Origin of the sequence: Trinickia sp., from assembly GCF_051961175.1 — a bacterium.
Classification (GTDB): Bacteria; Pseudomonadota; Gammaproteobacteria; order Burkholderiales; family Burkholderiaceae; genus Trinickia.
On record NZ_JBQCDN010000295.1, the window covers coordinates 1 to 24,926 of the forward strand.

General features: G+C 63.9%; 28 protein-coding genes. 6 read left to right on the forward strand and 22 right to left on the reverse strand.

Annotated features, from left to right (window positions below):
• Positions 1–53: 53 nt before the first annotated feature.
• Entirely contained in the window at positions 54–536 is a 483-nt protein-coding gene (locus ACTHL0_RS17855; protein WP_440568177.1) for a hypothetical protein, read from the forward strand.
• Between the two features lie 42 nt (positions 537–578).
• Here ACTHL0_RS17855 and ACTHL0_RS17860 read toward each other — a convergent pair whose 3' ends face one another.
• On the reverse strand, positions 579–1,478 hold the full coding sequence (locus ACTHL0_RS17860) for an NAD(P)-dependent oxidoreductase (protein ID WP_440568178.1): 900 nt from the start codon (positions 1,476–1,478) through the stop codon (positions 579–581).
• A gap of 128 nt (positions 1,479–1,606) precedes the next feature.
• Between ACTHL0_RS17860 and ACTHL0_RS17865 the strand changes: the two genes are divergently transcribed.
• Positions 1,607–1,816 carry a dodecin gene (locus ACTHL0_RS17865; protein ID WP_440568152.1) on the forward strand — a complete coding sequence of 70 codons (210 nt, stop codon included), beginning with the start codon at positions 1,607–1,609 and terminating at the stop codon, positions 1,814–1,816.
• Between the two features lie 63 nt (positions 1,817–1,879).
• On the opposite strand, the gene ACTHL0_RS17870 is transcribed toward ACTHL0_RS17865, so the two are convergent.
• The 4 genes from ACTHL0_RS17870 to ACTHL0_RS17885 all read right to left on the reverse strand — a co-directional run bounded on the left by ACTHL0_RS17870 (position 1,880) and on the right by ACTHL0_RS17885 (position 6,833).
• Complete coding sequence (locus ACTHL0_RS17870; protein ID WP_440568153.1) at positions 1,880–2,965, reverse strand: BMP family ABC transporter substrate-binding protein; 1,086 nt, start codon at positions 2,963–2,965, stop codon at positions 1,880–1,882.
• 77 nt (positions 2,966–3,042) lie between these two features.
• Entirely contained in the window at positions 3,043–3,972 is a 930-nt protein-coding gene (locus ACTHL0_RS17875; RefSeq protein ID WP_440568154.1) for an ABC transporter permease, read from the reverse strand.
• A 49-nt stretch (positions 3,973–4,021) separates the two neighbouring features.
• Positions 4,022–5,125 carry an ABC transporter permease gene (locus ACTHL0_RS17880; protein ID WP_440568155.1) on the reverse strand — a complete coding sequence of 368 codons (1,104 nt, stop codon included), beginning with the start codon at positions 5,123–5,125 and terminating at the stop codon, positions 4,022–4,024.
• A gap of 115 nt (positions 5,126–5,240) precedes the next feature.
• Positions 5,241–6,833, reverse strand: coding sequence for an ABC transporter ATP-binding protein (locus ACTHL0_RS17885; RefSeq protein ID WP_440568156.1), 1,593 nt, complete (start codon positions 6,831–6,833; stop codon positions 5,241–5,243).
• Between the two features lie 323 nt (positions 6,834–7,156).
• Between ACTHL0_RS17885 and ACTHL0_RS17890 the strand changes: the two genes are divergently transcribed.
• Positions 7,157–8,089, forward strand: coding sequence for a LysR substrate-binding domain-containing protein (locus tag ACTHL0_RS17890; protein ID WP_440568157.1), 933 nt, complete (start codon positions 7,157–7,159; stop codon positions 8,087–8,089).
• 27 nt (positions 8,090–8,116) lie between these two features.
• On the opposite strand, the gene ACTHL0_RS17895 is transcribed toward ACTHL0_RS17890, so the two are convergent.
• Positions 8,117–9,523, reverse strand: a complete 1,407-nt coding sequence (locus ACTHL0_RS17895) for an 8-oxoguanine deaminase (RefSeq protein WP_440568158.1) — start codon at positions 9,521–9,523, stop codon at positions 8,117–8,119.
• A 399-nt stretch (positions 9,524–9,922) separates the two neighbouring features.
• Between ACTHL0_RS17895 and uraH the strand changes: the two genes are divergently transcribed.
• Both uraH and ACTHL0_RS17905 read left to right on the forward strand, forming a co-directional pair.
• A complete protein-coding gene (gene uraH / locus ACTHL0_RS17900) occupies positions 9,923–10,276 on the forward strand; it encodes a hydroxyisourate hydrolase (RefSeq protein ID WP_440568159.1) in 354 nt (117 codons plus the stop codon).
• A 36-nt stretch (positions 10,277–10,312) separates the two neighbouring features.
• On the forward strand, positions 10,313–11,506 hold the full coding sequence (locus ACTHL0_RS17905) for a urate hydroxylase PuuD (protein WP_440568160.1): 1,194 nt from the start codon (positions 10,313–10,315) through the stop codon (positions 11,504–11,506).
• Positions 11,507–11,674: 168 nt separating this feature from the next.
• On the opposite strand, the gene flhD is transcribed toward ACTHL0_RS17905, so the two are convergent.
• From flhD to ACTHL0_RS17975, 14 genes are all read right to left on the reverse strand, one after another.
• Positions 11,675–11,974 (reverse strand): flagellar transcriptional regulator FlhD, encoded by a 300-nt coding sequence (flhD, locus tag ACTHL0_RS17910; RefSeq protein ID WP_440568161.1) that lies wholly within the window; start codon positions 11,972–11,974, stop codon positions 11,675–11,677.
• A gap of 126 nt (positions 11,975–12,100) precedes the next feature.
• Positions 12,101–12,241 (reverse strand): hypothetical protein, encoded by a 141-nt coding sequence (locus ACTHL0_RS17915; RefSeq protein WP_440568162.1) that lies wholly within the window; start codon positions 12,239–12,241, stop codon positions 12,101–12,103.
• Positions 12,242–12,523: 282 nt separating this feature from the next.
• Positions 12,524–13,036: an ureidoglycolate lyase gene (locus ACTHL0_RS17920; protein ID WP_440568179.1), complete on the reverse strand. Its 513-nt coding sequence runs from the start codon at positions 13,034–13,036 to the stop codon at positions 12,524–12,526.
• Between the two features lie 32 nt (positions 13,037–13,068).
• Positions 13,069–14,082 (reverse strand): allantoicase, encoded by a 1,014-nt coding sequence (gene alc / locus ACTHL0_RS17925; protein ID WP_440568180.1) that lies wholly within the window; start codon positions 14,080–14,082, stop codon positions 13,069–13,071.
• Between the two features lie 36 nt (positions 14,083–14,118).
• On the reverse strand, positions 14,119–14,640 hold the full coding sequence (gene uraD / locus ACTHL0_RS17930) for a 2-oxo-4-hydroxy-4-carboxy-5-ureidoimidazoline decarboxylase (protein ID WP_440568164.1): 522 nt from the start codon (positions 14,638–14,640) through the stop codon (positions 14,119–14,121).
• Positions 14,637–15,587 carry an allantoinase PuuE gene (gene puuE, locus ACTHL0_RS17935; RefSeq protein WP_440568165.1) on the reverse strand — a complete coding sequence of 317 codons (951 nt, stop codon included), beginning with the start codon at positions 15,585–15,587 and terminating at the stop codon, positions 14,637–14,639. Before puuE ends, uraD begins: the two co-directional genes overlap by 4 nt.
• A gap of 321 nt (positions 15,588–15,908) precedes the next feature.
• Entirely contained in the window at positions 15,909–16,649 is a 741-nt protein-coding gene (locus tag ACTHL0_RS17940) for an aspartate/glutamate racemase family protein (protein ID WP_440568166.1), read from the reverse strand.
• A 44-nt stretch (positions 16,650–16,693) separates the two neighbouring features.
• The gene (locus tag ACTHL0_RS17945; RefSeq protein WP_440568168.1) at positions 16,694–18,178 is read right to left on the reverse strand and encodes an NCS1 family nucleobase:cation symporter-1; all 1,485 of its coding nucleotides are present in this window, start codon (positions 18,176–18,178) and stop codon (positions 16,694–16,696) included.
• A 191-nt stretch (positions 18,179–18,369) separates the two neighbouring features.
• Positions 18,370–19,065: a GntR family transcriptional regulator gene (locus tag ACTHL0_RS17950; protein WP_440568169.1), complete on the reverse strand. Its 696-nt coding sequence runs from the start codon at positions 19,063–19,065 to the stop codon at positions 18,370–18,372.
• A gap of 236 nt (positions 19,066–19,301) precedes the next feature.
• Positions 19,302–20,228, reverse strand: a complete 927-nt coding sequence (gene ldcA / locus ACTHL0_RS17955) for a muramoyltetrapeptide carboxypeptidase (RefSeq protein ID WP_440568170.1) — start codon at positions 20,226–20,228, stop codon at positions 19,302–19,304.
• A gap of 52 nt (positions 20,229–20,280) precedes the next feature.
• Positions 20,281–20,838 (reverse strand): tRNA adenosine(34) deaminase TadA, encoded by a 558-nt coding sequence (tadA, locus tag ACTHL0_RS17960; protein ID WP_440568181.1) that lies wholly within the window; start codon positions 20,836–20,838, stop codon positions 20,281–20,283.
• A 53-nt stretch (positions 20,839–20,891) separates the two neighbouring features.
• A complete protein-coding gene (locus ACTHL0_RS17965) occupies positions 20,892–21,308 on the reverse strand; it encodes a DnaJ family domain-containing protein (RefSeq protein ID WP_440568171.1) in 417 nt (138 codons plus the stop codon).
• 191 nt (positions 21,309–21,499) lie between these two features.
• Positions 21,500–21,757, reverse strand: coding sequence for a hypothetical protein (locus tag ACTHL0_RS17970; protein ID WP_440568172.1), 258 nt, complete (start codon positions 21,755–21,757; stop codon positions 21,500–21,502).
• A gap of 123 nt (positions 21,758–21,880) precedes the next feature.
• The gene (locus ACTHL0_RS17975; RefSeq protein ID WP_440568173.1) at positions 21,881–22,885 is read right to left on the reverse strand and encodes a zinc-dependent alcohol dehydrogenase family protein; all 1,005 of its coding nucleotides are present in this window, start codon (positions 22,883–22,885) and stop codon (positions 21,881–21,883) included.
• A gap of 78 nt (positions 22,886–22,963) precedes the next feature.
• Between ACTHL0_RS17975 and ACTHL0_RS17980 the strand changes: the two genes are divergently transcribed.
• Entirely contained in the window at positions 22,964–23,905 is a 942-nt protein-coding gene (locus tag ACTHL0_RS17980) for a LysR substrate-binding domain-containing protein (RefSeq protein ID WP_440568174.1), read from the forward strand.
• A gap of 72 nt (positions 23,906–23,977) precedes the next feature.
• Here ACTHL0_RS17980 and ACTHL0_RS17985 read toward each other — a convergent pair whose 3' ends face one another.
• On the reverse strand, positions 23,978–24,397 hold the full coding sequence (locus ACTHL0_RS17985) for a type II toxin-antitoxin system VapC family toxin (protein ID WP_440568175.1): 420 nt from the start codon (positions 24,395–24,397) through the stop codon (positions 23,978–23,980).
• A complete protein-coding gene (locus tag ACTHL0_RS17990; protein WP_440568176.1) occupies positions 24,394–24,645 on the reverse strand; it encodes a FitA-like ribbon-helix-helix domain-containing protein in 252 nt (83 codons plus the stop codon). Before ACTHL0_RS17990 ends, ACTHL0_RS17985 begins: the two co-directional genes overlap by 4 nt.
• Positions 24,646–24,926: the final 281 nt, after the last annotated feature.

Genomic DNA, 24,926 nt, shown 5'->3' on the forward strand with positions numbered 1-24,926 from the left:
TCGTATGCTATAAAAGATTGGACGTGCGGCGCGCGAGAGCCGGGAGTGGTCGCATGAGGACGCTGTGTTTCTTGCAACTCTTTTTCAGGCGAATGTTTATGTCCTTCCCGAGAAAGCGCAGGCGCGCAACTGCGGATAGCAAAGAATCGTTTCTCGCCGTGCTGCGCCAGTTCAAACCGTTTGTCCAGCTCGATACCAAAATCGCGCGTGCGCGCGCCCAGGACGAGCCGGTGCTCTACGAGCACGTGCTGCCCGGGCTCGATGTACTGCTCTGTACGGTGCGCGGGGCCCAGCCGCCCTATCCTGACGTCGACGAGCTGCGCCGCCGCTGCATCGAATCCATTGCCAATGCCCTCGAACAGCCCCTCGAAGGCCTCGAGAACGGCGGCTACTGGTACGAGACAAACGGGTTCGGCTTCCTCGTCTTTGCGAGCCGTGCGCGGCTCAAGATCCTGCCCGAGTTCGGTGCGGGCGCCGTGACCCGCGGCCCCCGCCGGCAAAATGCGGGAGACGCCGCGCCTCGCTCGTTCCGCTGAGCGCAGTCGGGCACCCACGCGCCACGCGGTGCGTCAGCCCGATCAGGCGCGAGGCGCCGGGCCTGCCCGCGGCCGCAGGATGTCGACAAATGCGGCCAGACCTGCTTCCGCGAGCCCCATCGCCGCTCCCAGGCGCAACAGCTGCTGCACCGCGCCCGCCACCGGCATGACCGCGCCCGTTGCTTGGGCGGCGTCGGCCACCGTATCGATGTCCTTCTGAAACGTCTTCAGGGAACCAATGGGCTCATGGCCCGTTTCGGTCATGCGCGGCACGAACGTGCGCAGCAAGACGGAATCGGCCCAGCCGCCGGCCAGCGCCTCGGGCAGCCGGGCCGCGTCGATCCCGGCGGCCTGCGCCAGCCCGACGGCCTCGGCCACACCGGCCACCGTCGCACAGACGATCGCCTGGTTGCACAGCTTGGTCATCTGTCCCGCGCCCACGTCGCCCATATGCGTGACACGTGCGCCATAGGCGCGAATGACGGGCTCGAGCGCGGCGATATCGGCTGCATTGCCGCCAGCCATGACGGCGAGCGTGCCGGCCTGCGCACCGGGTACGCCGCCCGACACGGGCGCATCGATCCAACCGACCCCGCGCCGCGCCGCACGCGCCGCATACTCGCGCGTGGCTGCCGGTGCGATACTCGAATGGTCGACGATCCAACGCATGCGCCCCGCATCGTCGGCCGCGTCCTCACCGAGCAACCCGCCCAGCCCGAATACGACGTCCTCGACGGCCTGCGTGTCGGACACGCAAAGCAACACTGCTTGCGCATGCGCCACGAGGTCGCGCGGGGTATCGACGACATGGGCACCGTCCGCGGCAAGCGCTTGCGCCTTCGCCCGCGTGCGATTCCAGACCCAGACCGAGTGCCCCGCATTCAACAAGTGCCGGATCATCGGTGCGCCCATGAGGCCCGGCCCGCAAAATCCCAAGTCCATCGTTGCTTCCTCCTTCGATCGAAACGGCACGTGCGCCATGACGCCATGCAGGGTCACCGTCATCGGCATGCGCACACGCCGTTGCCTATACTGGTCTATTCATGCTCGACGAGAAAGGGAGCCCACTCATGAACGACCATGTCTACAAATACATCGAACTGACCGGTTCGTCGACGACATCGACCGACGACGCGGTTCGATGCGCCATCGATCGCGCCTCGAAGACGCTGCGCAATTTGAACTGGTTCGAGGTCACCGAAACACGCGGCCACATCGAAAACGGCAACGTCGTGCACTGGCAAGTGACGCTGAAAGTGGGCATGCGCCTGGAAGACTGAGCACGGGCGAGGCCCGATTCATCCGCGCCCCGCTCAGCCCGCTCATTCACGGATGCCGGCGCATTAGTGCGGCAGCGAGCCGTCCACGCCTTCGACGTACCAGTTCAGGCGTTGCAGTTCCGGATCGGACAGCGTCTTGCCTGCCGCAACCTTGACGGCGCCCGATTGATCCTTGATCGGGCCCGTGAAGACATCGCGCTTGCCGCTCGCCATCGCGCTGCGCGCGTTCTTCTCGTCCTGCAGCGCCGCCGCGGACACCGCCGGGTTCAGGCCTTCGAGATCCACGGCTTGCTGCGGCAGGCCCCACCAAACGGGATCGTTCTTCCATTTGCCGTCCAGCACCTGAGCGATCACGGCGCGATAATAGACGCCCCAATGCGCGACGACGGAGCCGAGCGCCGCATCGGGCCCGAACTTCTTCATATCGGAATCCCAGCCGAACGCATGCACATGCTTCTCCTGGGCCGTCGCGAGCGTCGCGCTCGAATCGGTATTCTGAAGCAGCACATCGGCACCCTGCCCGATCAACGTCTCGGCGGCCTGCTTTTCCTTGCCCGGATCGAACCAGCTATTGATCCAGATGACCTTCGTATGCACCTTCGGATTGACCGAACGTGCACCGAGCGTGTATGCATTGATGTTGCGCACCACTTCGGGGATCGGTACGGACGCGACGAAGCCCAAGGTGTTCGTCTTCGTCATATGGCCCGCAACGATCCCGGCGAGATACGCACCTTGGTACATGCGTACGTCGTACGTCCCGAAGTTCTTACCCTTCTTGTAGCCCGTCGCGTGCAGGAACACCGTGTCGGGGAAGTCTTTTGCGACTTTCAGTTCGAAGTCCTGGTAGCCGAAGCTCGTGCCGAAGATGATCTTGTTGCCCTTGTTCGCCAGATCGCGGAACACACGTTCCGAATCGGCCGATTCGGGCACGTCCTCGACGCGCGTGATCTTGATCTTCTTGCCGAACTGCGCCTCGGCCTCCTTCGACCCTTGATCGTGCGCATAGGTCCAGCCTGCGTCACCCGGATTGCCCAGGTAGACGAATGCGACACCGGGCACGTCGGCCGCCCGCGCGGCAGGGATCAGCGCAGCGCTCAACGCGAGCGCCGCGCCGGCGGCGAGCGAGGTCAACGTTCTTTTTCTCATCGAACTTCTCCAGTGGTGTGGGTGAATCGGTCGATCTGTCGTGCGGCACCGGCGAGGGCCAGGCTGTGCACGACGGCTCAGCTCGTCGCGTAGAAAGGCTTGCCGAGCGACGCAGGCGCATTGAGCTTGATCGTATTCGGATTGCGCGAGATGACTGCCAGGACGACGATCGTCGCAAGGTAGGGCAACATCGCGAGGAATTGCGTGGGCACAGGCACGCCTACTGCCTGCGCATAGAACTGCAGCCCCGTGACCGCGCCGAACAGCAGCGCGCCGACCAGCAGCCGCATGGGCCGCCAAGTAGCGAACACGACAAGCGCAAGGGCGATCCAGCCGCGGCCCGACGTCAATTGCTCCTGCCACAGATGCAGATAGACGATCGAGTAATACCCGCCGGCCAGCCCGGCCATCCCGCCGCCGAATAACGTCGCGCCATAGCGTACGCCGACCACCGGGAAACCGACCGAATGCGCGACGCTCGGCGATTCGCCCACCGAGCGCAGCACGAGCCCCGCGCGCGTCCGATAGAGGAACCACGCCACGAGGCCGAACAGCACGAACGCGAAATAGCCGAGCGGCGTCAATGAAAACAGCGCGGGGCCTAGCACGGGGATGTGCGCGAGCCCAGGGATCGGCCACGTTCCGATCGTCGCGCTGGCCGACGCCGACGTATAAGGTTTGCCGACATAGGCCGACAAGCCTGTGCCGAAGATGGCCAGCGATAAGCCCGTCGCCACTTGATTGGCGAGCATCGTCAGTGTCAGAAACGCGAACAGGAGTGCCATCGCGACGCCCGCGCCGATCGACGCGGCGACGCCCAGCCACGGATGGCCGGTGGTCACGGTGACGGCATAGCCGGTCACGGCGCCCATCAGCATCATCCCTTCGACGCCGAGATTCAGGACGCCCGACTTTTCGGTGACGAGTTCGCCGGCACCGGCCAGCATCAGCGGAATCGCGGCAACGACAGCGCTCGACGCGAGCGAACCAGCTTGTTGAATATCCATGGTCGTTCTAGTTCGAATTCGAGTTCGATGGGAAGGTCAGCTTGCCGGCTCAGCCATGCACAACGCGCGACACGCGGCGCACGCGATAATTGACGAACAAGTCCGCCCCCAGCAGACAAAACAGCAGCAGGCCCTGAAATACCCCGGAGAGCGCCTGCGGTAATTGCATCGAGGTCTGTACCGCTTCTCCGCCCAAATAGAGCAGCGCCATCAGCAGACTGGCAAGCACGATGCCGATCGGATGCAGGCGGCCGACGAAGACGACGATGATCGCCGTGAAACCATATCCGGGCGACCACGTCGCCTGCAGTTGTCCGATGGGCCCGGCGATTTCGCCCATACCCGCCAAACCGGCGAGCGCCCCGCTGATCAGCAGCGACATCCAGACCGTCCGCGCATCGGAGAACCCCGCATAGCGTGCGGCGAGCGGCGCCAGCCCGCCGACGTTCATGCGAAAGCCGGCAAAGCTCTTGCGCATGAACAGCCAAACGGCGGGGATCGCGGCCAGCGTCAGAAAGATCGACGCATTGAGCCGTGTGCCGCGCAGCCAGTGCCAGCGCCAATCGCCGCCGAATGTGGGATACAGTGCGTCGCCCGAGAACATCTCCGACAGCGGAAAATTCATCCCTTGCGGATCGCGCCACGGGCCGCTCACGAGATAGATCAGCAGCTGAGCAGCGACGTAAGTGAGCATGAGGCTCGTCAAGATCTCGTTCGTGTTGAAGCGCGTCTTGAGAAACGCCGGAATCGACGCCCACAGCATGCCGCCCACCACGCCGGCCGTCATCATCAGAAACAGGATCCATCCGCCGCTCGCTTGATCGAAATGGATCGCGACGCCGCTCGCCGCGATGCCGCCGGCGAGCATCTGCCCTTCGGCGCCGATGTTCCAGACATTCGCCCGATAGCCGACCGCAAGCCCGAGCCCGATCAGACACAAAGGCGACGCCTTGAGCAGCAACTCCGACCAGCCATTGATATCGGCAAGCGGATCAATAAAGAACGCGCGCATAGCCTGCACGGGATCGCGCCCCACGAGGCTGAAAATCAGAAAGCCGAATACGAGCGTCAGCAGCGCGGCGATGAGCGGCACGGCGAGCCGCATCGCGCGGGAGGGCGTCGGCCGGGCTTCGAGTCGATAAGGAAAATACATAAGTCAATACGAGCGTGGGGGTTCGATTTCAGGCATCGGTCCGGCGTCGATCGGCGCCGGCCGCAGTGGCGACCGGTTCGTTCTTTCGATCGAGCAGTGCCGTGCCGATGTCGCGTCAAGCATGCAGGGCCTGCTCGGTAGGGGGAGCCGCGCCGTGATCGCCGAACAAGCCCGCCATCCATAGGCCGATCTCCTCTGCATTCGTTTCGCCCGTTTTGCGCGCCGGCGATATGCGGCCACGCGCGAGCACGGCGATCCGATCGCAAATGTCGAACAGTTCGTCCAGTTCCTCGGAGATCACGAGCACCGCTACCCCTTTGGCGGATAAATCGAGCAACTGCTGCCGGATGAACGCGGACGCGCCGACGTCGACACCCCATGTCGGCTGCGCCACCACGAGCACCTTGGGCGCTTGCAGGACCTCGCGGCCGACGATGTACTTCTGCAGATTGCCGCCCGAGAGCGATTGGGCCAGCGCGTCCGGGCCGCCGCAGCGCACGTCGAACGCTTCGATGCAACGTGCCGCGAACGCGCGCATCGCCTGTGTCCCGAGCCAGCCGTGGCGGACCATGCCGGGTTGGCGATGCGCCGTGAGCAACGCGTTATCGGCGAGCGACATGGCTGGCACCGCGCCACGTCCCAGCCGCTCCTCCGGCACGAACGCGAAGCCCAGGCGGCGGCGCGCACCGGCCGCGAGCCGTCCGGCGCGCTTGCCGCAGATCGTGATGGCATCGGGCTGCGCGACGCAACGCTTCTCGCCTGAGAGCGCAGCCAGCAATTCCGCTTGGCCGTTGCCCGATACCCCCGCGATCCCGAAGATCTCGCCGGCATGCACATCGAACGTCACGTTATTCAACGAAGTGCCGAACGGGTCGTCGCTTGCCGCCGATAGACCCTTCACCGAGAGCAGCACCTCGCCTGGCGCATGCGCGCGGCGCGTGTAGTCCGGCAGCGCATGGCCGACCATCAGCTGCGCGAGCGAGGCGTGCGTTTGTTCGCGCGGTGTGACGTGCCCCGTCACCCGGCCGCCGCGCATGACGGTGGCCGTATCGCAGAGTTCGCGAATCTCATCGAGCTTGTGGCTGATATAGAGCACGCTGCAGCCTTGCGCGGCAAGGCGCTTAAGCGTCTCGAACAACTTGCGCACGGCCTGCGGGGTCAACACCGAGGTGGGCTCGTCCATGATCAGGAGCCGCGGATGCTGCAACAGACAACGGACGATTTCCACGCGCTGACGCTCGCCAACGGTCAAGCTGTGCACGTGCCGCTGCGGATCGATGTCGAGACCGTACTCGGCCGATACGTCGCGAATGCGCTTGCCGAGCGCGGCGAGATCGAACCGCTCATCGAGTGCCAACGCGATGTTCTCGCCCACGGTCAACGTCTCGAACAGCGAAAAGTGCTGAAACACCATCCCGATCCCGAGCTTGCGCGCCTGCGCAGGGCTCGCGATATCGACGAGATCGCCCTCCCAGCGAATCTCGCCGGCATCGGGCCGCACGGAGCCGTAGATGATTTTCATCAGCGTGCTTTTGCCGGCGCCGTTTTCGCCGAGCACCGCGTGGATCTCGCCCGGCGCGACGACGAGATGCACGTCGTCGTTCGCCTTCACCGACGGATATTGCTTGCTGATGCCCGTCAGGGCGAGCCGCGGCACGACCGACTGCCCTGCTCCCGCCTGGCCGTTGAAATGTGAATGATCGCCCATGAGATCTGTCGAACTACTGCCAAGTGCTAAAAGTGCTAATCGCGTTTATCGCACGACGCGCTCGAAACGCGTCGCGCCCCCCGTTCACTTCGTACCGCCTGCCTCTTCTGGTCACGCACCGCTTGGCGCCACGGTGACCGCCGGCCGTGGCCCGACGATACCCAAATCGGGCGCGAGCGTCGAGCCGACAATATCGTACGAACACCCGAGTTGGCCGATGCGCCACACGGGTATGTGCGCGCTTGACGCCGCCTCATGCACATATTAAAAATCTGATACTCCCACCCCGCACCCATCAGCCGAAACATATATCGGAGCCATTCATGAGTCAGCAACGCGAGGCGATCGACACGTATCTTTTGCGCGTCTTGCACACCCTCTTGATGGAGCGCAGCGTGACGCGCGCGGCCGTCAAGCTCAATCAATCGCAACCGGCCATCAGCGCCGCACTGCGCCGCTTGCGCGACATCACGGGCGATCCGCTGCTCGTGCGCGGCAAGTCCGGCATGGTACCGACCGAGTACGGCCTGCGGCTGCTCGAGCCCGTGCAGAACGCGCTGCGCGAAATTGAGCGGATTCGCTTCCAGCAGCACAACTTCGATCCGGCGACGTCGATCCGCTGCTACCGCATCGGCTGCCCCGACTACCTGAACGTCTTGTTCGTGCCGACGGTGGTGGAGCGCTTCCGGCAAGCCGCCCCGAATGCACAGCTCGAATTCCATTCGCTCGGCCCCTCGTTCGATTACGAACTGGCGCTCGAGGACGGCAAACTCGACGTCGTCGTGGGCAACTGGCCCGAGCCGCCGGAGCAGTTGCACCTATCGAACCTGTTCGTCGACGAGATCGTCTGCCTGATGAGCAACACGCATCCGTTCGCCAAGCGCGGCACGCTCACGCTCGATCAGTATTTGAACGCCCCGCACCTCGCGCCTACACCGTACTCGGTGGGCCAGCGCGGCGCGATCGATGTTCACCTTGCCCGGGAACGGCTCAAGCGGCATGTCGTCGTTACCTTGCCTTACTTCAATCTCGCGCCGTACGTGCTGATCAAGTCGGACCTCATCTTTACGACCACCCGGCTATTCGCCGATCACTACGCCAAGTTCCTGCCGCTGACGGTCCTGCCCGCCCCGCTCGACTTTCCGCCGATGCAGTACTACCAGTTGTGGCACGAGCGCTGCCACTACTCCGACGAAGTACGCTGGCTACGCAGCCTCGTGGCCGATGCCACACGCACGCTCGTCGATCGCGTCTAGCTGTCGCGCACACGGTATGCGCGCGCTTCAGCTTGCGCGCGCCGCCTCGCCGACCGAGCGCGCGAGCGCGTTGTGACGCTCGAGCAGCGGCGCGAGCTCGAGCGTCGTCAAACGCCCCTCCCGCACGACGACCTTCCCGTTGATGACGCTGAGCGACACCTGCGACGGCGAACAAAATACGAGCGCTGCCACCGGATCGTGCAACGCACCGGCGAAAATCGGCTGGCGCTGATCGAACGCAACGAAATCGGCCGCCATGCCCGGCGCGAGCGCGCCAATGTCATCGCGGCCGAGCACCGCTGCGCCGCCGAGGGTCGCCAGCTCCAATGCTTCGCGCGCCGTCATCGCATTGGGCCCGAACCCCACGCGCTGCAACAGCATGGCTTGCCGCGCCTCGCCCATCATATGTGCGCCGTCATTCGATGCCGAACCGTCCACCCCGAGGCCGACGGGCACACCGGCATCACGCATCCGGCGAATCGGGGCGATACCCGACGCGAGCCGCATATTGGAACAGGGGCAATGCGCCACACCGGTGCGGGTGCGCGCGAACAAGGCGATACCGGGCGCATCGAGCTGGACACAGTGCGCGTGCCAGACGTCGGCACCCACCCAGCCGAGATCCTCGGCGTACTCGGCCGGCGTCATGCCGAAGCGTTCACGGCTGTACGCCACGTCGTTGACGTTCTCGGCCAGATGCGTATGCATCGATACCCCGTAGTGTCGTGCGAGCGCCGCCGATTCCCGCATCAAATCGCGGCTTACCGAAAACGGCGAGCACGGCGCGACGACGACGCGCAGCATGGCATAACGCCCGTCGTCGTGGTAGGTCTCGATCAGCCGCTGCGTGTCGGCCAGGATATCGCCTTCGCGCTCGACGATCGAATCGGGCGGCAGCCCGCCGTCCTTTTGACCGACGCTCATGCTTCCGCGGCTCGCGTGAAACCGCATGCCGATGCGCGATGCCGCCGCGACGCTGTCATCGAGCCGGCTGCCGTTCGGGTATAGGTAAAGATGGTCGCTCGACGTCGTGCAGCCGGACAGCAGCAGTTCCGCCATCGCGGTCAGTGTCGACACTTCGATCATCTCGGGCGTCAGATGGGCCCAGATCCGATACAGACTCGTCAGCCAGCCGAACAACTCGGCATTCTGAGCCGCCGGTACCGCGCGCGTGAGGCTTTGGTACATGTGATGGTGCGTATTGACGAGCCCGGGCATCACGAGATGTCCGCGCGCATCGATCACTTCGTCGGCCGTACTCGGCAACTCGCTCGTCGCGTCCACGGCCACGATCCGGTTGCCTTCGATATAAAGCCCCGCATCGCGCAGTTCGCGGCGCGCCCCATCCATCGTCACGAGCACATCCGCATGCTTGACGAGCATCGTTCGAGGGCGGTCCGCACCGCTTGCGTGCATGGACTGTTCGTTCGTCATTCGATTCTTCCGTCTTGAAGGAGAGGTGTGGCAGATGGCATAACGATCGGGGGCCAAAATAGCACTGGCAATGTACGATTTCGCGATACTCGCCTTCACCGTTTCGATATATTGGGTCCATTTTTGTTTGATTGGCGTTGGCTTTGGCGTTGCGCCGCGGCCGCATCGAACGGGGCACCGGCACGGCGGCAGGCATGGGGCGCTTGGCTTATGCGGCCGCCCTTATCTTTCCTATCGCTTGCGCGCGAGCCGCCCGCAACTTCTTAGAATAGCGACACGGCGCTCGCATCAAATCGCCGACGGGTATGTAGCCACTGCCGTGGAGCCTCGATCCGCCGCTTGCGTATGGGATCGGGCCGCCCACGATACTTTTCGCGTTCATCACAAGGAAAACTGCGAATGGGAAAGCTCACTACCCACGTTCTGGACACGGCGCACGGCCGTCCCGGTGCCCGCATAGGCATCGAGCTGTACCGGCTCGATGGCGACACGCGGCGCCTGATCACGAAGGCCATCACCAATGACGACGGCCGTTGCGACAAGCCGTTGCTCGAAGGCGATGCGCTGATCCCCGCCGAATACGAGCTCGTCTTTCACGCCGGCGATTACTTTGCGGCGCTGGGTGTGAACCTGCCTCAACCGCGCTTCGTCGATCGCGTCGTACTGCGCTTCGGTATCGCCGATGCCGGCGCGCATTATCACGTGCCGCTCCTGGTTTCGCCGTGGGCTTACAGCACCTATCGCGGCAGCTGAACACAGACAACGACATCAGGAGCTTGGAGGCATTTCATGGAAGGCTTTATCACCGACTGGCTGAGTCTCACGATTCGCTGGCTGCATGTCATCGTGGCCATCGCTTGGATCGGCGAGTCGTTCTATTTCGTCGCACTCGACAACAGCTTGAAGAAGCCGAAGGATCCGGTGCTCGTCGAGCGCGGCGTGTTCGGTGAATTGTGGCACGTGCACGGCGGCGGCTTCTACAACATGCAAAAGTACATGGTCGCGCCCGCGCAGATGCCCGAAGATCTGCACTGGTCGAAGTGGCCGTCGTACACGACGTGGATGTCCGGCTTCGGTCTGTTTACGGTGCTGTACCTGTTCTCGCCCAGCACGTATCTGATCGACCCGAACGTGCTCGCGATGAGCCCCGTCGAAGCCGTCGCGGCCGCGCTCGCTTTCCTGGCCGCGGGGTGGATCGTCTACGATTCGTTGTGCCGTCTGCTTGGAAACAAGGATGGCCTGCTCGGCCTCTGCGTCGGCGTGTATGTGCTCGTTGCCGCCTACCTCGCTTGCCATGTGTTCTCGGGACGCGCCGCTTACCTCATCGTCGGCGCCATGCTTGCAACGATCATGTCGGCCAACGTCTTTTTCGTCATCATCCCGGGCCAGCGCAAGATGGTGAATGCGATGCTCAAAGGCGAGGCGCCGAATCCGATCTACGGCAAGCGCGGCAAGCAACGCTCGGTGCACAACACCTATTTCACGTTGCCGGTGGTGTTCGCGATGCTCTCGAACCACTACGCGATGACGTACACGCATCCGTACAACTGGGTAGTCCTGGTCGTCATCATGTTCGCCGGTGCGTTGATTCGGCAGTTCTTCGTCATGCGCCATCGCGGGCAGGTGCTGTGGTATCTGCCGGCTGGCGGCGTCGCGCTGCTCGCCCTGGCGCTGGCCGTCACGCTGCCCCGGCCCGTCCTGCAGCAAGCGCAAGCCGCCAACGCCCCCGTCGTAAAGCTCTCGGACATTCAGCCGATCTTGCAGCAACGTTGCGCCGCATGCCACTCGGCCCATCCGACGCTGATGGGCAGCGCGCCGGCCGGCGTGCTGTTCGATACGCCGCAAGAGATTTCGACGAACGCGCAGCGGCTGTATGAGCAGGCCGTCGTACTTAAAGCCATGCCGCTCGGCAACGTCACCAAGATGACGCCCGATGAGCGCGAAAAGATCGCGGCTTGGTTCAACGCCGGTAAGCAGCAATAAGGGGACAATAAGCGCGCTTGTCGGCCGCAGGAAAACATCGGGCTGCGGCAGCACCCATGCATCAATCGGCCGTCACCGCGCGCCGAACGAAATAAAGCCCCTCCAGCATGCGAGGGGCCTTCCAATAGCAGAGGGATCGATGAGGGGCCGCGCACGGCGGCCAGGGCTTCAGGCGGCTTGCGCCATCAACGCTTCGACATGCGGCGCCCGCGCGGCGGAGGTTGCCGGGGCAGCCAGCGTGGACAACATCGAGCGGTCGTTGAACCGGAAGAAACACACGAGTTGGCTGCAAGCGGCCAGCTTCAGCAGCTGCGGCCCCGACAGATTCGCGATGACATCGGCCACCTGCGTCGATAAACCGAGCCGCTCCATGCCGCCTGCGCGATCGGTACGCAACAGCCGTTGCGCGAGCGAAAGGTACGACAGGTTGATCTCGCGGATCGATTCAAGTGTCTCGCAACCGTTCATGACTGTCTCTGCTGGTTTATGATTCGAATTAAAGGGTGACGGATAACGCGTGAATCAAGTACTACGAACCTGCTTCCGTCACTAAAAACTTGCGCTTGCGCCGCAAACGTTTGCGTCGACGCGCGCTCAGCAGCCGCTGCGCTCGTCGGCCACGCCCGCCGCGATCAGGCTGCACGCGATTTCGCGCAACAGGTGTTGAGTGAGCGCGCCGGAGCCACCAAGGCAAAGGCGTTGAAGTTCGAGAAGGTCTTTGGCGAAGCGGCTCATGGCGATCTCTCCGTGGCTCAAGGTTCGAAGCGTTCGTGCCGTCATGTGTCGTACGAATCGCTTTCCTGTGACGAAAGTATCGGCGAGCGCCCTTCATAAACAAATCAGCCGGCGCTGAACCTCGCGTAATATCTGGCAGCGCGTTTGTCAGTGTTTTCCTACATAGCGGGTGTGCAAGGGCTACGGCCCAGGTAAGACATCAAGCAAAAACGCCCGTGCGAACCACCTGGCACGGGCGTTTGGATCGTTGATGCGCGCCAGCGGCAAGCGGCGCTGGCGCGACTAGCGGCCGGCGTCCGCCAGCGCCTCGGCCGTCAGCCATAGCGGCTCGGGCAGTGTTTGCTCGTCGCAATTGGGCCCCTCTCCGCCGCGATCGACCACGATGAAATCGCTGACGACATCGAGGGCGATCAGCGGGTGGTGCCAGACCCCTTTTGCATAGTTGACGCCCTGCCAGCCACGCGTGACGAATGCGCGTACGGCTCCGGGCTCGAGTGGGCCAGCGGGCGCGACGACGACGAGGTAGGGCTTGTCCGTCAGCGGCACGAAAGCCTGAGACCCAAGCGGATGACGCTCCAGCATCGTGACTTCGAACGGCAGCGCGCGCGGCTGGCCGCGGAACAGGTTCACGAGCGGCCGCCCGCCGCCGTCCGCGACATCGACCTGCGCCAGATCGTGATAGCGCATCGTCGTGCCGAGATTGATCGGAATCTGACGCGCGCCAGCCAGTTCGATGACGTCGCCGAACGGGGCGAACGCCGCGCGCGTGAGCGGTTCGATCGCGAGTGTCTTCATGAGCGCCGCGGTGCTTGTGCCGGTGCCGGTGCTCATGCGAGGGTGCCCCACGCACGCAGACGCGAGACGCCGCCATCCGGAATGATGTTCAAGCGCAGGTGCGTGACGGGACCGAGCGCGGCCAGTTCGGCTTCGAAGAAATGCTGTTTGTCCATTTGCAGCTTCTGTTCGCCGAGCAGCGTCGGCCAGAACATCGCTTGCGTGATCAGGGAGCTGTCCGTGCCGCCCTTCACATAGGCGGCCTGGATCGAGCAGCGATCCGGGTAATTGCCTTTGAAAAAGGCCGTATCCACTTCCACCTTCGTGATCGAACCGGGCTGCGCAAGCGCGATGATCGTCCAGTCGTTACCCGGCTCGCGCCGCCGCCGCGTTTCCCACCCATCGCCCATGTTCACGCCCCGGCCCGGCATCAGCAGATTCGATGCGGCCCCGAAGTGTTGGTTGTTGGCGGCCACGATATACGCGCCGTTTTCCATCGCGGCGAGATCGACCGGCGCGCTACGGCTCGCGCTCGCCCAGTCCACCTGCGGCTGGCCATACACGCGCAAGCGTGCCACACCGCCGTCCGGGTACAGATTCAAGCGAATGTGCGTATACGCTTCGCCGTCGGCCGCCTCGAGGTAATGGTGCGAGTTGCCTTGCAGCGTGGTGGACGGCACGATTTCCGTCCATTGCGTCGAGCCGGTCGGCTGCTCGCCGGCCGGGACGCGCGCGGCCTCGACCGAAGCCGCGGGCGGAAAGTTGCCGGTGAAATGGCTCGTGTCGATATCGAGCCCTTTGATGACGCCCGCACGCGCGAGTTTGACAATGCACCAGTCGTAGCCCGTCGTACGCTTGCGGCGCGTCTCCCAGCCGTCCATCCACTTGCCGTGATCATCGTACTTGCCGGGGATGAATACGGCCGGCTCAGGGCTCAGCATGCGCTCTTTCGGCGCGAAGAATTCGTCGCTCGCCTCGAGCGCCTGCGCACCGAGCCGTGGATCGGCGAGGTTGACATAGCGGCGCGTGAAATCGGGAGCGTTGGGGTCGAGAATCGGAAGAGCCATCATCGTCGTCCTTCGTGTCTGTCAATTCGTTATGGGTCACGCCGTCACGAGATCGTCGATGCGAAACCGTGCGATGCGGTAAATCTGTTCCAGGCTCGCGCGCAGTTCATCGGCGCGCGTGTTGTTCACGCGTGCTTCGAAGTTCGCGATGATGCCGGCGCGGTCGTAGCCGCGCACGGCGAGAATGAACGGAAATCCGAACTTCTCGCGATACGCGGCGTTCAAGCGCTGCAGCTTGTCGAATTCCGCCTGCGTACACTCGGCGAGGCCGGCGCCGCTTTGTTCGCGCGTCGATTCGGCCGTCAATTCGCCGCGTACAGCGGCCTTGCCCGCCAGTTCCGGGTGCGCGTTGATGAGCGCAAGCTGCCGGGCCTCGCCGGAATCGGCGACGATCGCTCGCATCGTCGCGTACAACGCGTCGACGCTCGCGAACGGCCGTGCGCCGGCCGCCTGCTGCGGCACCCAGGGCGAATGTTCGAAGATGCCCGAGAGCGCCGCCTCGAACGCATCCCGAGGCATCGAATTCAATTGTTCCAGCGAATATTGCATCGGCTTCACGCGCGTGAGCGGTCCGTTTTGGGCTGATAGGGATGATGCGTACGCCAATGGCGCGCAATATCGACGCGGCGCGTGACCCAAACGCGCTCGTGACGCTCGAGATGATCGAGAAACCGTTGCAGCGCGCGAAATCGTCCAGGCCGCCCGAGCAACCGGCAATGCATCCCGATCGAGAGCATCTTCGGCGCTTCGTCGCCCTCTTCGTAAAGCACGTCGAATGCATCGCGCAGATAGGTGAAGAAATGATCCGCGGTGTTAAAGCCTTGCGGTGTCGCGAAACGCATATCGTTCGTATCGAGCGTGTACGGCACGATCAACTGTGGACGTGTCTCTCCGCCCGTCACCTCGACTTCCGTCCAAAACGGCAGATCGTCGCCGTAGTAATCCGAGTCGTACAGAAAGCCGCCGTATTCGGCCACGAGACGGCGCGTATTCGGACTGTCACGGCCCGTGTACCACCCAAGCGGCCGCACGCCCGTCACGCGCTCGATCGCCTCCATACCGAGCCGCATGTGCTCGGCCTCGCGTTCGGGCGACATGTCTTGATAGTGGATCCAGCGCCATCCGTGACAAGCGATTTCGTGCCCCAGTTCGACGAACGCGCGCGCCGCCTCGGGATGACGTTCGATCGCCATGCCGACGCCGAACACCGTGAGCGGCAAACCGCGCTTCTCGAATTCGCGCAAGATGCGCCAGACACCTGCGCGCGACCCGTACTCGTAGATCGACTCCATGCTCATGTGGCGCGACGGGTACGCGGCCGCGCCGACAATTTCGGATAGAAACTGCTCGGAGGCGGGATCGCCGTGCAGCACGCAGTTTTCGCCGCCCTCTTCATAGTTCAGGACGAATTGGACGGCGACACGGGCGCGCCCCGGCCAATCGGCCTGGACGGGTTGCCGGCCGTAGCCGATCAGATCGCGCGGATAGCGGGAGTCGGATGTCATGGCAAAGGTTCGAGGCAAAGGTTCGAGGCAAACGTTGCAATGGTGAATCGGTAACGGGCGGCGGCGCCAAGGCGAATCCAGGGCCCGCCGCGACGGTTCCATGCGGTCGAATCAGTGTATATAAAACGCCGATGCGCGCCCATACAGGAAGGCCGATAACGGAGGTCACCGCAGACGTATGTCGCGCCGCAGCCCCGGCTCCTTCGGTACGGCCGGCGCTTAGCCCCGGCTTGCCCCGGAAAGCGGCCCGGGGGCGTAAGCCGGCGGCGCGGGTTGCCGGCTTACGCATTGCGCCGATGGCCGGCGGCTCAGGCAGTGCGCTCAAGCGTTCCGAGGGCTGAAATCGGCCAAGGGGCCGTCGTAGCGTTTTGGCAGCGGGCGAGCGTACTCGCCCCGTTTGGCGGTCCGCAGCCGCAGAGAAACCAATGCCTCGGCCCACTTGACCGCGGCAGTTACCCCCTCGACGACGGGCGCCGCGACCGCATCTTCGATTGCACGCGCAAGATCGGCCATCCCGGCACATCCGAGCACGATCGCATCGGCGCCGTCGTCTTCCAGCGCGCGCCGGCATTCGTCGATGATCAGCTCGCGCGCCGCACTGCCCGGCTGATCGAGATCGAGTACGGCAACGTCGGTCGCCCGCACCGAACGGCAAAACCGCTTCATCCCGTATCGTTCGGCCAGATGCCACGCCATGCCTGTCGTCCGGGCCAGCGTCGTGACGACCGAAAAACTCGGCGCGATCACGCTTGCCGCATGCATCGCCGCTTCCGCGATACCGATGACAGGGCCGTGCGCGAGTTCGCGCGCGGCGAACAACCCCGGGTCGCCAAAACAAGCGATCACGTACCCATCGACACCGTCGCGCTCGCCGCTCGCCACCTGGGCCAGCAGCCCCGGCAGCGCGAGCGACTCGTCGTACCAGCTCTCGATCGACGGGGGCCCCATCGTCGAGGTGGCCGCGACGATTTCGGTGCCGGCGGCGGCGATGGCGCGCGCGCAGCTCGCCATCGTATCGGTCATGCGAGCGGTCGTATTGGGATTGATGAGCTTGATCTTCATTCTGCTGCCCTCCCATCCTTGAGCGTTCGATTGTCGGCCATCGGTCAATTGCGGGCGCCGCGCATCGCTAACCCGTAAAACGCCCCGCCCAGCGCGACACCGATGAACCACGAGAAGTTGGCGAGTGGCGCGAGCGCCGGCGTCATGACGCAGATGACGGCAATGACCGCGGCACCCACGACAGCCGCAACGGCGCGGCGGTTGACGCCACCGCGATACCAGTACGTGCCCGCCTCGGACATCGAATAGAGTTCGTCCAGCACGACACGCTGCCGTTTGACGATGAAATAGTCGACGATCAAGACACCATACAGCGGCCCGATGAACGACCCCAGCACGTCGAGCGTGTAGTGGATCACGGCGGGGTTATTGAACAGATTCCAAGGCGTGATGAACACCGACGCAACGGCGGCCATCATGCCGCCGGCACGCCAGCTGATGTGCTTGGGCGCCACGTTGGAAAAGTCGAACGCGGGCGAGACGAAGTTGGCGACGATGTTGATGCCGATCGTGGCGATCATGAACGTCAGCGCGCCCAGCACGACAGCGAACGGATGATCGATGCGGCCGACCGTCGCGACGGGATCGGTAATCATCTCGCCGAACACGGGCAGTGTCGCCGATGTCGTCACGACGGTAACGAGCGAGAACGCGAGAAAATTGACGGGCAGCCCCCAGAAGTTACCGCGCTTGACGCTCTGATAGCTTTTGCAATACCGGGAAAAATCGCCGAAGTTCAGCATCGGTCCCGAGAAGTACGAAACAACGAGCGAAATCGCCGTGATCGTCACGGGCAACGCCTCCCAGCCGTGATATTTGACCGTGCCGAGACTGAGATGAATGTTGGAAATCCCGGCGCGCGCCACCATGTACCCGGCCAGGATAAACATGACGATATACACGGCGGGGCCGGCGAAATCGATGAACTTCTTGATCGTCTCCATGCCGTTCCAGAAGACGAGCGCCTGCAGCACCCAGAGCATCATGAAGCCGGCCCAGCCGAGCGTCGATAGACCGAGCCACCCGTGGCGATGCACGTCGGCATAGGGCATCAGTTGCGGCGCGAACTTGAGCAAGACGATGACGAACGCGCTCGACGCGAGATACGTCTGAATGCCATACCATGCGACGGCGATGAGGCCGCGGATCACGGCGGGGATGTTGGCGCCCAGCACGCCGAACGTGGCCCGGCAGATGACCGGATACGGCACGCCGTTGCGCTGGCTCGATTTGGCGATCAGGTTGGCGAAGACATTGACGATGCCAATGCCGACGAGCAGCGCAATCAGCACTTGCCAGCTCGTCAGCCCAAGCGCGAACAGGCTGCCGGCGAACACATAACCGCCGACGCTGTGCACGTCCGACATCCAGAACGCGAAGATGTTGTAACTCCCCCAATGCTGATCGCGCAGAGGTGCGAGATCCGCATTGCATAAGCGCTCGCTGTAGCCGGCGGGCACACCGGCATCGATACGAGCGGACGGCGAGCCGAGTGGCCCGGCATCGCTGGGTACGGTTAAATCAGGCATGAACGTCTCCGGTGAAGGACAAGTGCATTACCGCGCGGCATCCTCGATGCCGGCGCGCAATCGAGCGCCTCGTGCAACCGGCCGCAGTCGGCGCCGCCTGCGGCCATCGCCCCGAAAGATAGTTAGTTATCCTAAGTATCTGCAGGGAAATCTTCGATCCGGTACCGCCGCCTGATACGGCGCGCGCGCCCTTAGGCGCCGAACACTTCCCGCAAGTCGGCCGCGCCGCGCGCGGGCCGATCGAGCATCTTCAATTCGACCGATTCCAAATGCCGTGCCATCAGGTCCGATGCTCGTGCTGTCTCGCCTGCGCGAATCGCTTCGACGATCTCGGCGTGGTCGTCGAACGAACACGGGCTGCGTCCAAGCGATTCGTAGAGCGCCGAAATCAACGTCGAGCGTGCCACGAGGCCGGCCAGGCAGTTGCAGAGCACGCGATTGCCCGTCAGTGTCGCCAGCGCGGTATGAAATTCGCCCGAGAGACGAATCCAGGAGCGGAAATCGCGCTGCTCGAATGCCTTGCGCTCCCGTTCGATCATCTTCTCGATCGCCTTCAAATGCGCCGCGCCCTGCCCGCCTTGATCCCGGCACACCCGTTCGATCACGCCGCCCTCGATGATGCGGCGCATTTCGAACACTTCATGCACCTCCTGGAGCGAAGGGCTGGCCACGAAGGCGCCTCGATTCGGCTCCAGATCGACCAGGTGCTCGGTGGCGAGCAGCGACAGCGCCTGGCGCACCGTGCCGCGCTTCACGGCGAACACCTCGCACAACTGCGCCTCCGTGAGCTTCGCCCCGGGCTCCAGACGGTGCTCCAGGATGGCATCGCGGATCCGTTCGGCAATCGCTGCCGGGGTAGCGGGCTCGGACAATTTCGTCGTCGGCATGATGGCTATAGTAGATTCGACATAAAGATTGTCAACAATTTATTTTGCTGCGCCGCGCAGATTCAATCAAGTTGTTTCCCCGCCAAATCAATGGTTTGGTGCATGCACGCACTACCGACGTGCACTTCTATCCGCTGCGCGCACCGAATTACTGCATACAACGACTCGATAAATTGTCAACAATCCTAGGTGATTGCAATTGGACCGCGGCCCCGGGCCATGTCGCCCGGTGGTCTTCAGCGAAGGACAGGATGCCCCGTGACCGTCAATGAAAAACCATCGTGCCCGGCCTGGAGACGAGCCTGTGCACCAAAGGGCAGCGTAACGAGATCGGCGCCATGACCGAAACGCAGCCCCGTCACGATAGGCAGCCCGGTGAGAGCGCAAATATGTTCGACCATCGACGCGAAGTCGTAGCCGTTATCGTAGGGCGAGAGCTTGCTGCCGGTGAAATCGCCCAAGACCAGCGCGCGTTGGCGAGCCAGCAGGCCAGCGAGATGCAGCTGATAAAGCATGCGCTCGACGCGGTACGGGTGTTCGTTGACATCTTCCAGAAACAAGATGCCGCCGTCGATCTGCGGCATGTACGGGGTGCCGACGAGTGCGGCGATCATGGCCAGGTTGCCGCCCCAGAGCGTGCCGCTCACATCGACTTGCACGGGCTGCGCGGCCGCTTCCCGTACAGTGAATTTCGGCGATTCAAGCGCGCGCCAAAACGCCTCGCTCATGAACGTACTGAATGTCTCGGCACCGAAGTTGGGGGCCAGCATGGGGCCGCCGAACGTCACGATGCCCGCGCGCGCGAAGAGCGCCAATTGAATGGCCGTGAAATCGCTATGGCCACATAGGGCGACCGGCGCATTCGCAAGCCGGCGCTTCAAACCCGCATAATCGAGCGCATCGAGAACGCGTACGGCGCCATAGCCGCCACGCAACGCAAGGACGATATCGGGGAGTGGATGAGCGGGATCGGCGAGGCCGTTCAGATCCTGCGCGCGCTGAGCGTCAGTCCCGCCGAAGCGCTGATGGCGGCGCTGCGCCCGCTCCTCGCCTACCACACGATGTCCCTGCGCGACGAGCCGGGCGACGCCGCGGGCCGCAGCGGACGCGTCATGCGGATAACCGGAGGGAGCGACGATCTCGATGGTACGCGCACGGAGCATAACCGCCTCATTGCCTTCTAAACGTTGGGACGCAGGCAGCCCGGCACGGCGTTCAGACCGGCTGCTCGGGCAGGCACGCCTGAGCGCCCGCCGCAGCGGCCGCGCGCTCGGCGCGAATGGCCTGCCGCCGATCCGCGAAGAAGGACTTGAGCGCGTTGCCGCATTCGGTCGCGAGCACGCCGCCCGCCACTTGCGTATGGTGATTGAGCTGACGATTGGCGAAGGCGTCGACGACGCTGCCGCACGCGCCGGTTTTGGGATCGTGGGCGCCGAAGACGACACGCGCGATGCGCGCATGCATGATCGCCCCGGAGCACATGAGGCACGGCTCCAAGGTCACGTAAAGCTCGCAACCGGGCAGCCGGTAGTTCTGCAACGCGCGAGCGGCCGCGCGCAACGCAGCCATTTCGGCATGCGCGGAAGGATCGTGCCCGCCAATCGGATGGTTGAAGCCGGTCGCGATCACTTCGTCGCCCCGCACCAGCACGGCGCCTACCGGCACCTCGCCTGCCGCGCGAGCCGATTGGGCCGCATCGAGCGCCAGTGCCATATAGCGGCGATCGCGCTCCGAGACAACCGTATCGATTGGCGTCTCCACTTGCGTCTCCACTTGCGTATCGACGCTCGCGCAGGCGCCTGCAGCGCCGGATCCGAGCGGTTCGCTCACGACACCCCCGCCGGGTGAACGGCGGCGATCTCATCCTCGTCGGGCAGCTCGCGTTCGGAGAGCCGTTCGGCGATGCGGCGGCAGTATTCGCGCGGAACGACAGTCGGCGCGCCGCGCAGCGACTCGAGCGCCATATCGAGCGCGAGGAGCTTGGCTTGCAGCCGGCACCGCGTGGCACGATCGCCCGCGGCATTCAGTTCATCCTGAAGATGCCGCAGCGAGCGCAACTGTTCGACCGCCGGCGGCACAAACCCGGCGTTTTTCAATATGCGATTGGCGACGCGGACTTCCTCAGGTACGAGTAAGTCGTCGTCTAGTTCCTGTGGCGCCCCGGCACCTGGCAAGTCGTCGAACTCCCCACGCGCGGCGGCAGCGGCAATGCGCTGTTCGACCAAGGCATCAAGCAATTTCATCTGCGATCCACTACATTGCGGCGAGCGCATTTTAGCAGGGAGTCGAGCCTCGTTTGGTGGAGCGGACGCTCGAGGAGGCGCAGCGCGAAGTGCACGGCGCCCGATACGGCTTGCCGGCCGAGGCCCCTCAGGCCTCCGCGCCGGGCGTCAAGGCAGGCTGGGCCTCTTGAACCCGCCCTGTCTCCCGTTTGTCATTTGCCGACTTTCGCGCGCATTTCGCGCGCCGTTTCGAGCAAGCCCTCGTATCCCGCCCGGCTGTGCTCCGGCAGGTCGGGATCGCCGACGAGCGCGCCGAGCGTCTCGATCAGGCTGTAAAGAATGCCCTTGGCCGCACTGACGGCAATATTGCCCGACGACAGCAGCGTATCGACGTGATGGAGTGCGTCATTGAGATGGTCGACATCGGGATTCGTGGAATCTTCCTTCGGCCGGTTCGGATCGGGAGTCATAGTGGGCGTTCCTGTCGATCTGTTCTGGGCGAGGCCGCGGCGGAGGGCCGCCTGGGTCTCGTCCAACTCTTATATACCCGGCACGCGCCATCGTCCACTCCGAGTCCACTCCGAGGCGACGCACTAGTGCGCGATAGCAATCTTGCCGAAGTGTCGGCCGCCTTCGGCGAGATACCCATAGGCTTGCGGCACTTCATCGATACCGAAGATCTTATCGACGGCTGGCACAATCTTGCTCGCCGCGATGGCGCGCGCGACATCGCGCAAGTCGGACACCGGCCCCGTGTTGTTGCCCTGTACATTCAACGCTCGGGTCATGATCGTCATCAGATCGGCCGATGCCGTCGCTCCCGTGACGAAGCCGATGACGAATACCGTCGCACCTATCGCCGCGGCGTCGATCGACCGGCCGAACGTCTGCGTGCCGCCGGTCTCGATGACCAAATCGGCACCGTTGCCACCGGTGATATCGAGCACGGCTTCGTCCCACGCCGGCGTGCGCCGATAGTTGATCGTGTAATCGGCACCGAGCGCCTTCGCCCGCTCCAGCTTGTCGTCGGACGAGGAGGTGATGATCACGGTCGCGCCGGCCGCTTTGGCGAGCTGTAGCGCAAACACACTCACGCCCCCCGTGCCGATCAATGCGACGACAGACCCGGGGCGCACATTGGCCGCGCGCAAGCCGCGCCACGCCGTCGTGGCCGCGATCGGTAACGTGGCCGCCGCTTCGTCGCTCAGATGCGCCGGCGTGGGGACGAGTGCGCTCGCCGGCAACAGCACGTATTCGGCCAACGAACCGGGCAACACCACCCCGCGGGTGGCCGAGCCGGTTTCGGCTCGTGCCGGACCGCCGAGCCAGAGCGGCTTCGAGTGCGGAATCACCCGATCGCCGACAGCGAACTCAGTGACGCCCGCGCCTATCTCCGCCACTTCGCCTGCGCCGTCCGCCACCGGGATGAGCGGAAAACGGGGAACAGGGTAGCGCCCCGTGGCCACCGCCAGATCGATGAAGTTGAGGCTGGCCGCGCGCATCCGCACGAGTACCTGCCCAGGACCCGGCTGTGGCCGCGGCAAGGTCACGGCGCGCAAGGCGTCCAGGGAGGGGGCTGAAAGTTCGATGGCTTGCATGACAGGCTCCTTCGGGTGGTTGAGAGAAGATTACTCATGCATGCAGACCATATAAACTAGCAACACGACAGAACACTCATGCACACCATGCAGCAATGGCCGGACGGAAATCAGATCGCTCAAATTGCCGCCTTTGCAGCCGTGGCGGAACAAGGCTCGTTCACGAAGGCCGCGACGGCGCTCGGCCGCGATGCCACGGTGCTATCGCGCCGAGTGCAGTCCCTCGAACGGCGTCTAGGTGTGCGGCTGTTGACGCGCACCACGCGGCATGTGGCATTGACCGAAGCCGGGGCAGCCTTTCTCACTCGCTCGCAAGCGATCTGCGCAGCGCTGATGGATGCGGAAGAAGAAGCCACGACGTACGGCAGCGGGGAGCCGCGCGGCACGCTCAGGTTGGCGTTGCCTGCCACGTTCGGACGAATGTGGATCGCCCCGTACCTGTCCGAATTCATGGCGGCACACCCGCGGGTGAGCATCGACGTGTCGTATTCGAATCGATTCGTCGATCTCGTGGCCGAGGGGTTCGATGTGGCGGTTCGTCTGGGAGAGTTGGCCGACTCACGGCTCGTGGCTCGACGGATCGCGCCCCGTCGGAGGCTGCTGTGCGCCGCGCCGTCATTTCTCGATCGCAACGGCGAACCGGCACGGCCTGAGGATCTGGCGCGCGCGCCCTGCCTCGTATTTACCGGCTTGGCCTCTCACCCCAATTGGACGTTCGTCAATAGCAAGGGGGAACGCGTAACGGTTCGGGCACAAGGGCCGCTCGTATCGGACGACGCCGAAGCGCTCGTGCATGCCGCCGTGCAGGGGGTGGGGATCATGTTGAGTACGGACTGGCTGGTGGGAAGAGAGCTTGCGGCCGGCACCCTCGTGCCCGTTCTCGCCGAGTGGTTACCGCACGATGACGGTGCGATTTACGCCGTCGTGCCTTCGAACCGGCTCCTGCCTGCGAAAACACGCGCATTCATCGATTGGATCGCCGGGCGCTTTTCACCGGCGGTACCGTGGCGCGAAGCCTAGACGCAAGTCAAGCGGCAGAGAGCCGAGCCGCCTGAAGAAACATCAATACGACGGGTAGCACATGCGCACCGGTCAATCCGCCCATGGATCGATGACAGCAATCCCGCAGTCGACGAAATCCTTGACGTTTCGCGTCGCCAGCGTCGCGCCCGCGGATCGTGTGACGGCGGCGATCATGGCATCGAACTGGCTGATCTGCTTCCCAGCGCCCTTGCGTGAGATGGCAATCGTCGCATAGAGATCCGCGGCATCGCTGTCGAAGCTCAACAGCCGGCCGGCGAAATCCTCCTCGAAGATCGCCTGAATCGCGGCCGAGAGCGCTTGCTTTCGAGAGCCATCGGCCAACAACCCGAGGCCATAGAGAATTTCGGCGCGAGTAATCGTGGTGGTAAAGAGCGCCGCACGCCGCTGAGCGCGAAGCCACTCGATCACCCGCGGATCGGGCGCGGATCTCAAGGTTTCGGACAGGACGTTCGTATCCAGAATGATCATGCGCCCAAATCCACTCGGTCCTGGATCGTCTCGCGAGCCGGCAAGTCCAGATCCACTCCACCAAGCGGCGAAATGCGACTGCGAATGGACTCGATCAGGCTTTGCCGCCCGCCCTCTCCTTCTGTCGAGAGCGCCGCGCGCAGAATGTCCCGAGCCTCGTCTTCCATCGAACGCCCATGGTGTGCCGCTTGTACTCTCAAGCGGGATTTGAGCTGCTCGTCGATATTGCGAATCGTCATACTCGCCATGCGGGGACCCTCCATTAATCATTGATTGCATTTTAATCAATGATTGCAAATCTGACAACTGATACCCCCGGCACGCGATCTGCCCGCCCAGGCGAGCGCCGGTTCGCAACGGGCCCCGCGCCGGTGCCCAGACGGGCCGACAATGCACCCGGAGGCGAGCCGCCCGCGGCGCATTTGCCCCTGCGCGGTCCCCCTCGCGCACCCTGACCTTCATCTCATGTCTCATCGCTGAATAGATCCTTGCCGCTGTGGGCGACACCATCGCCCGCGTTGGTTAGTCG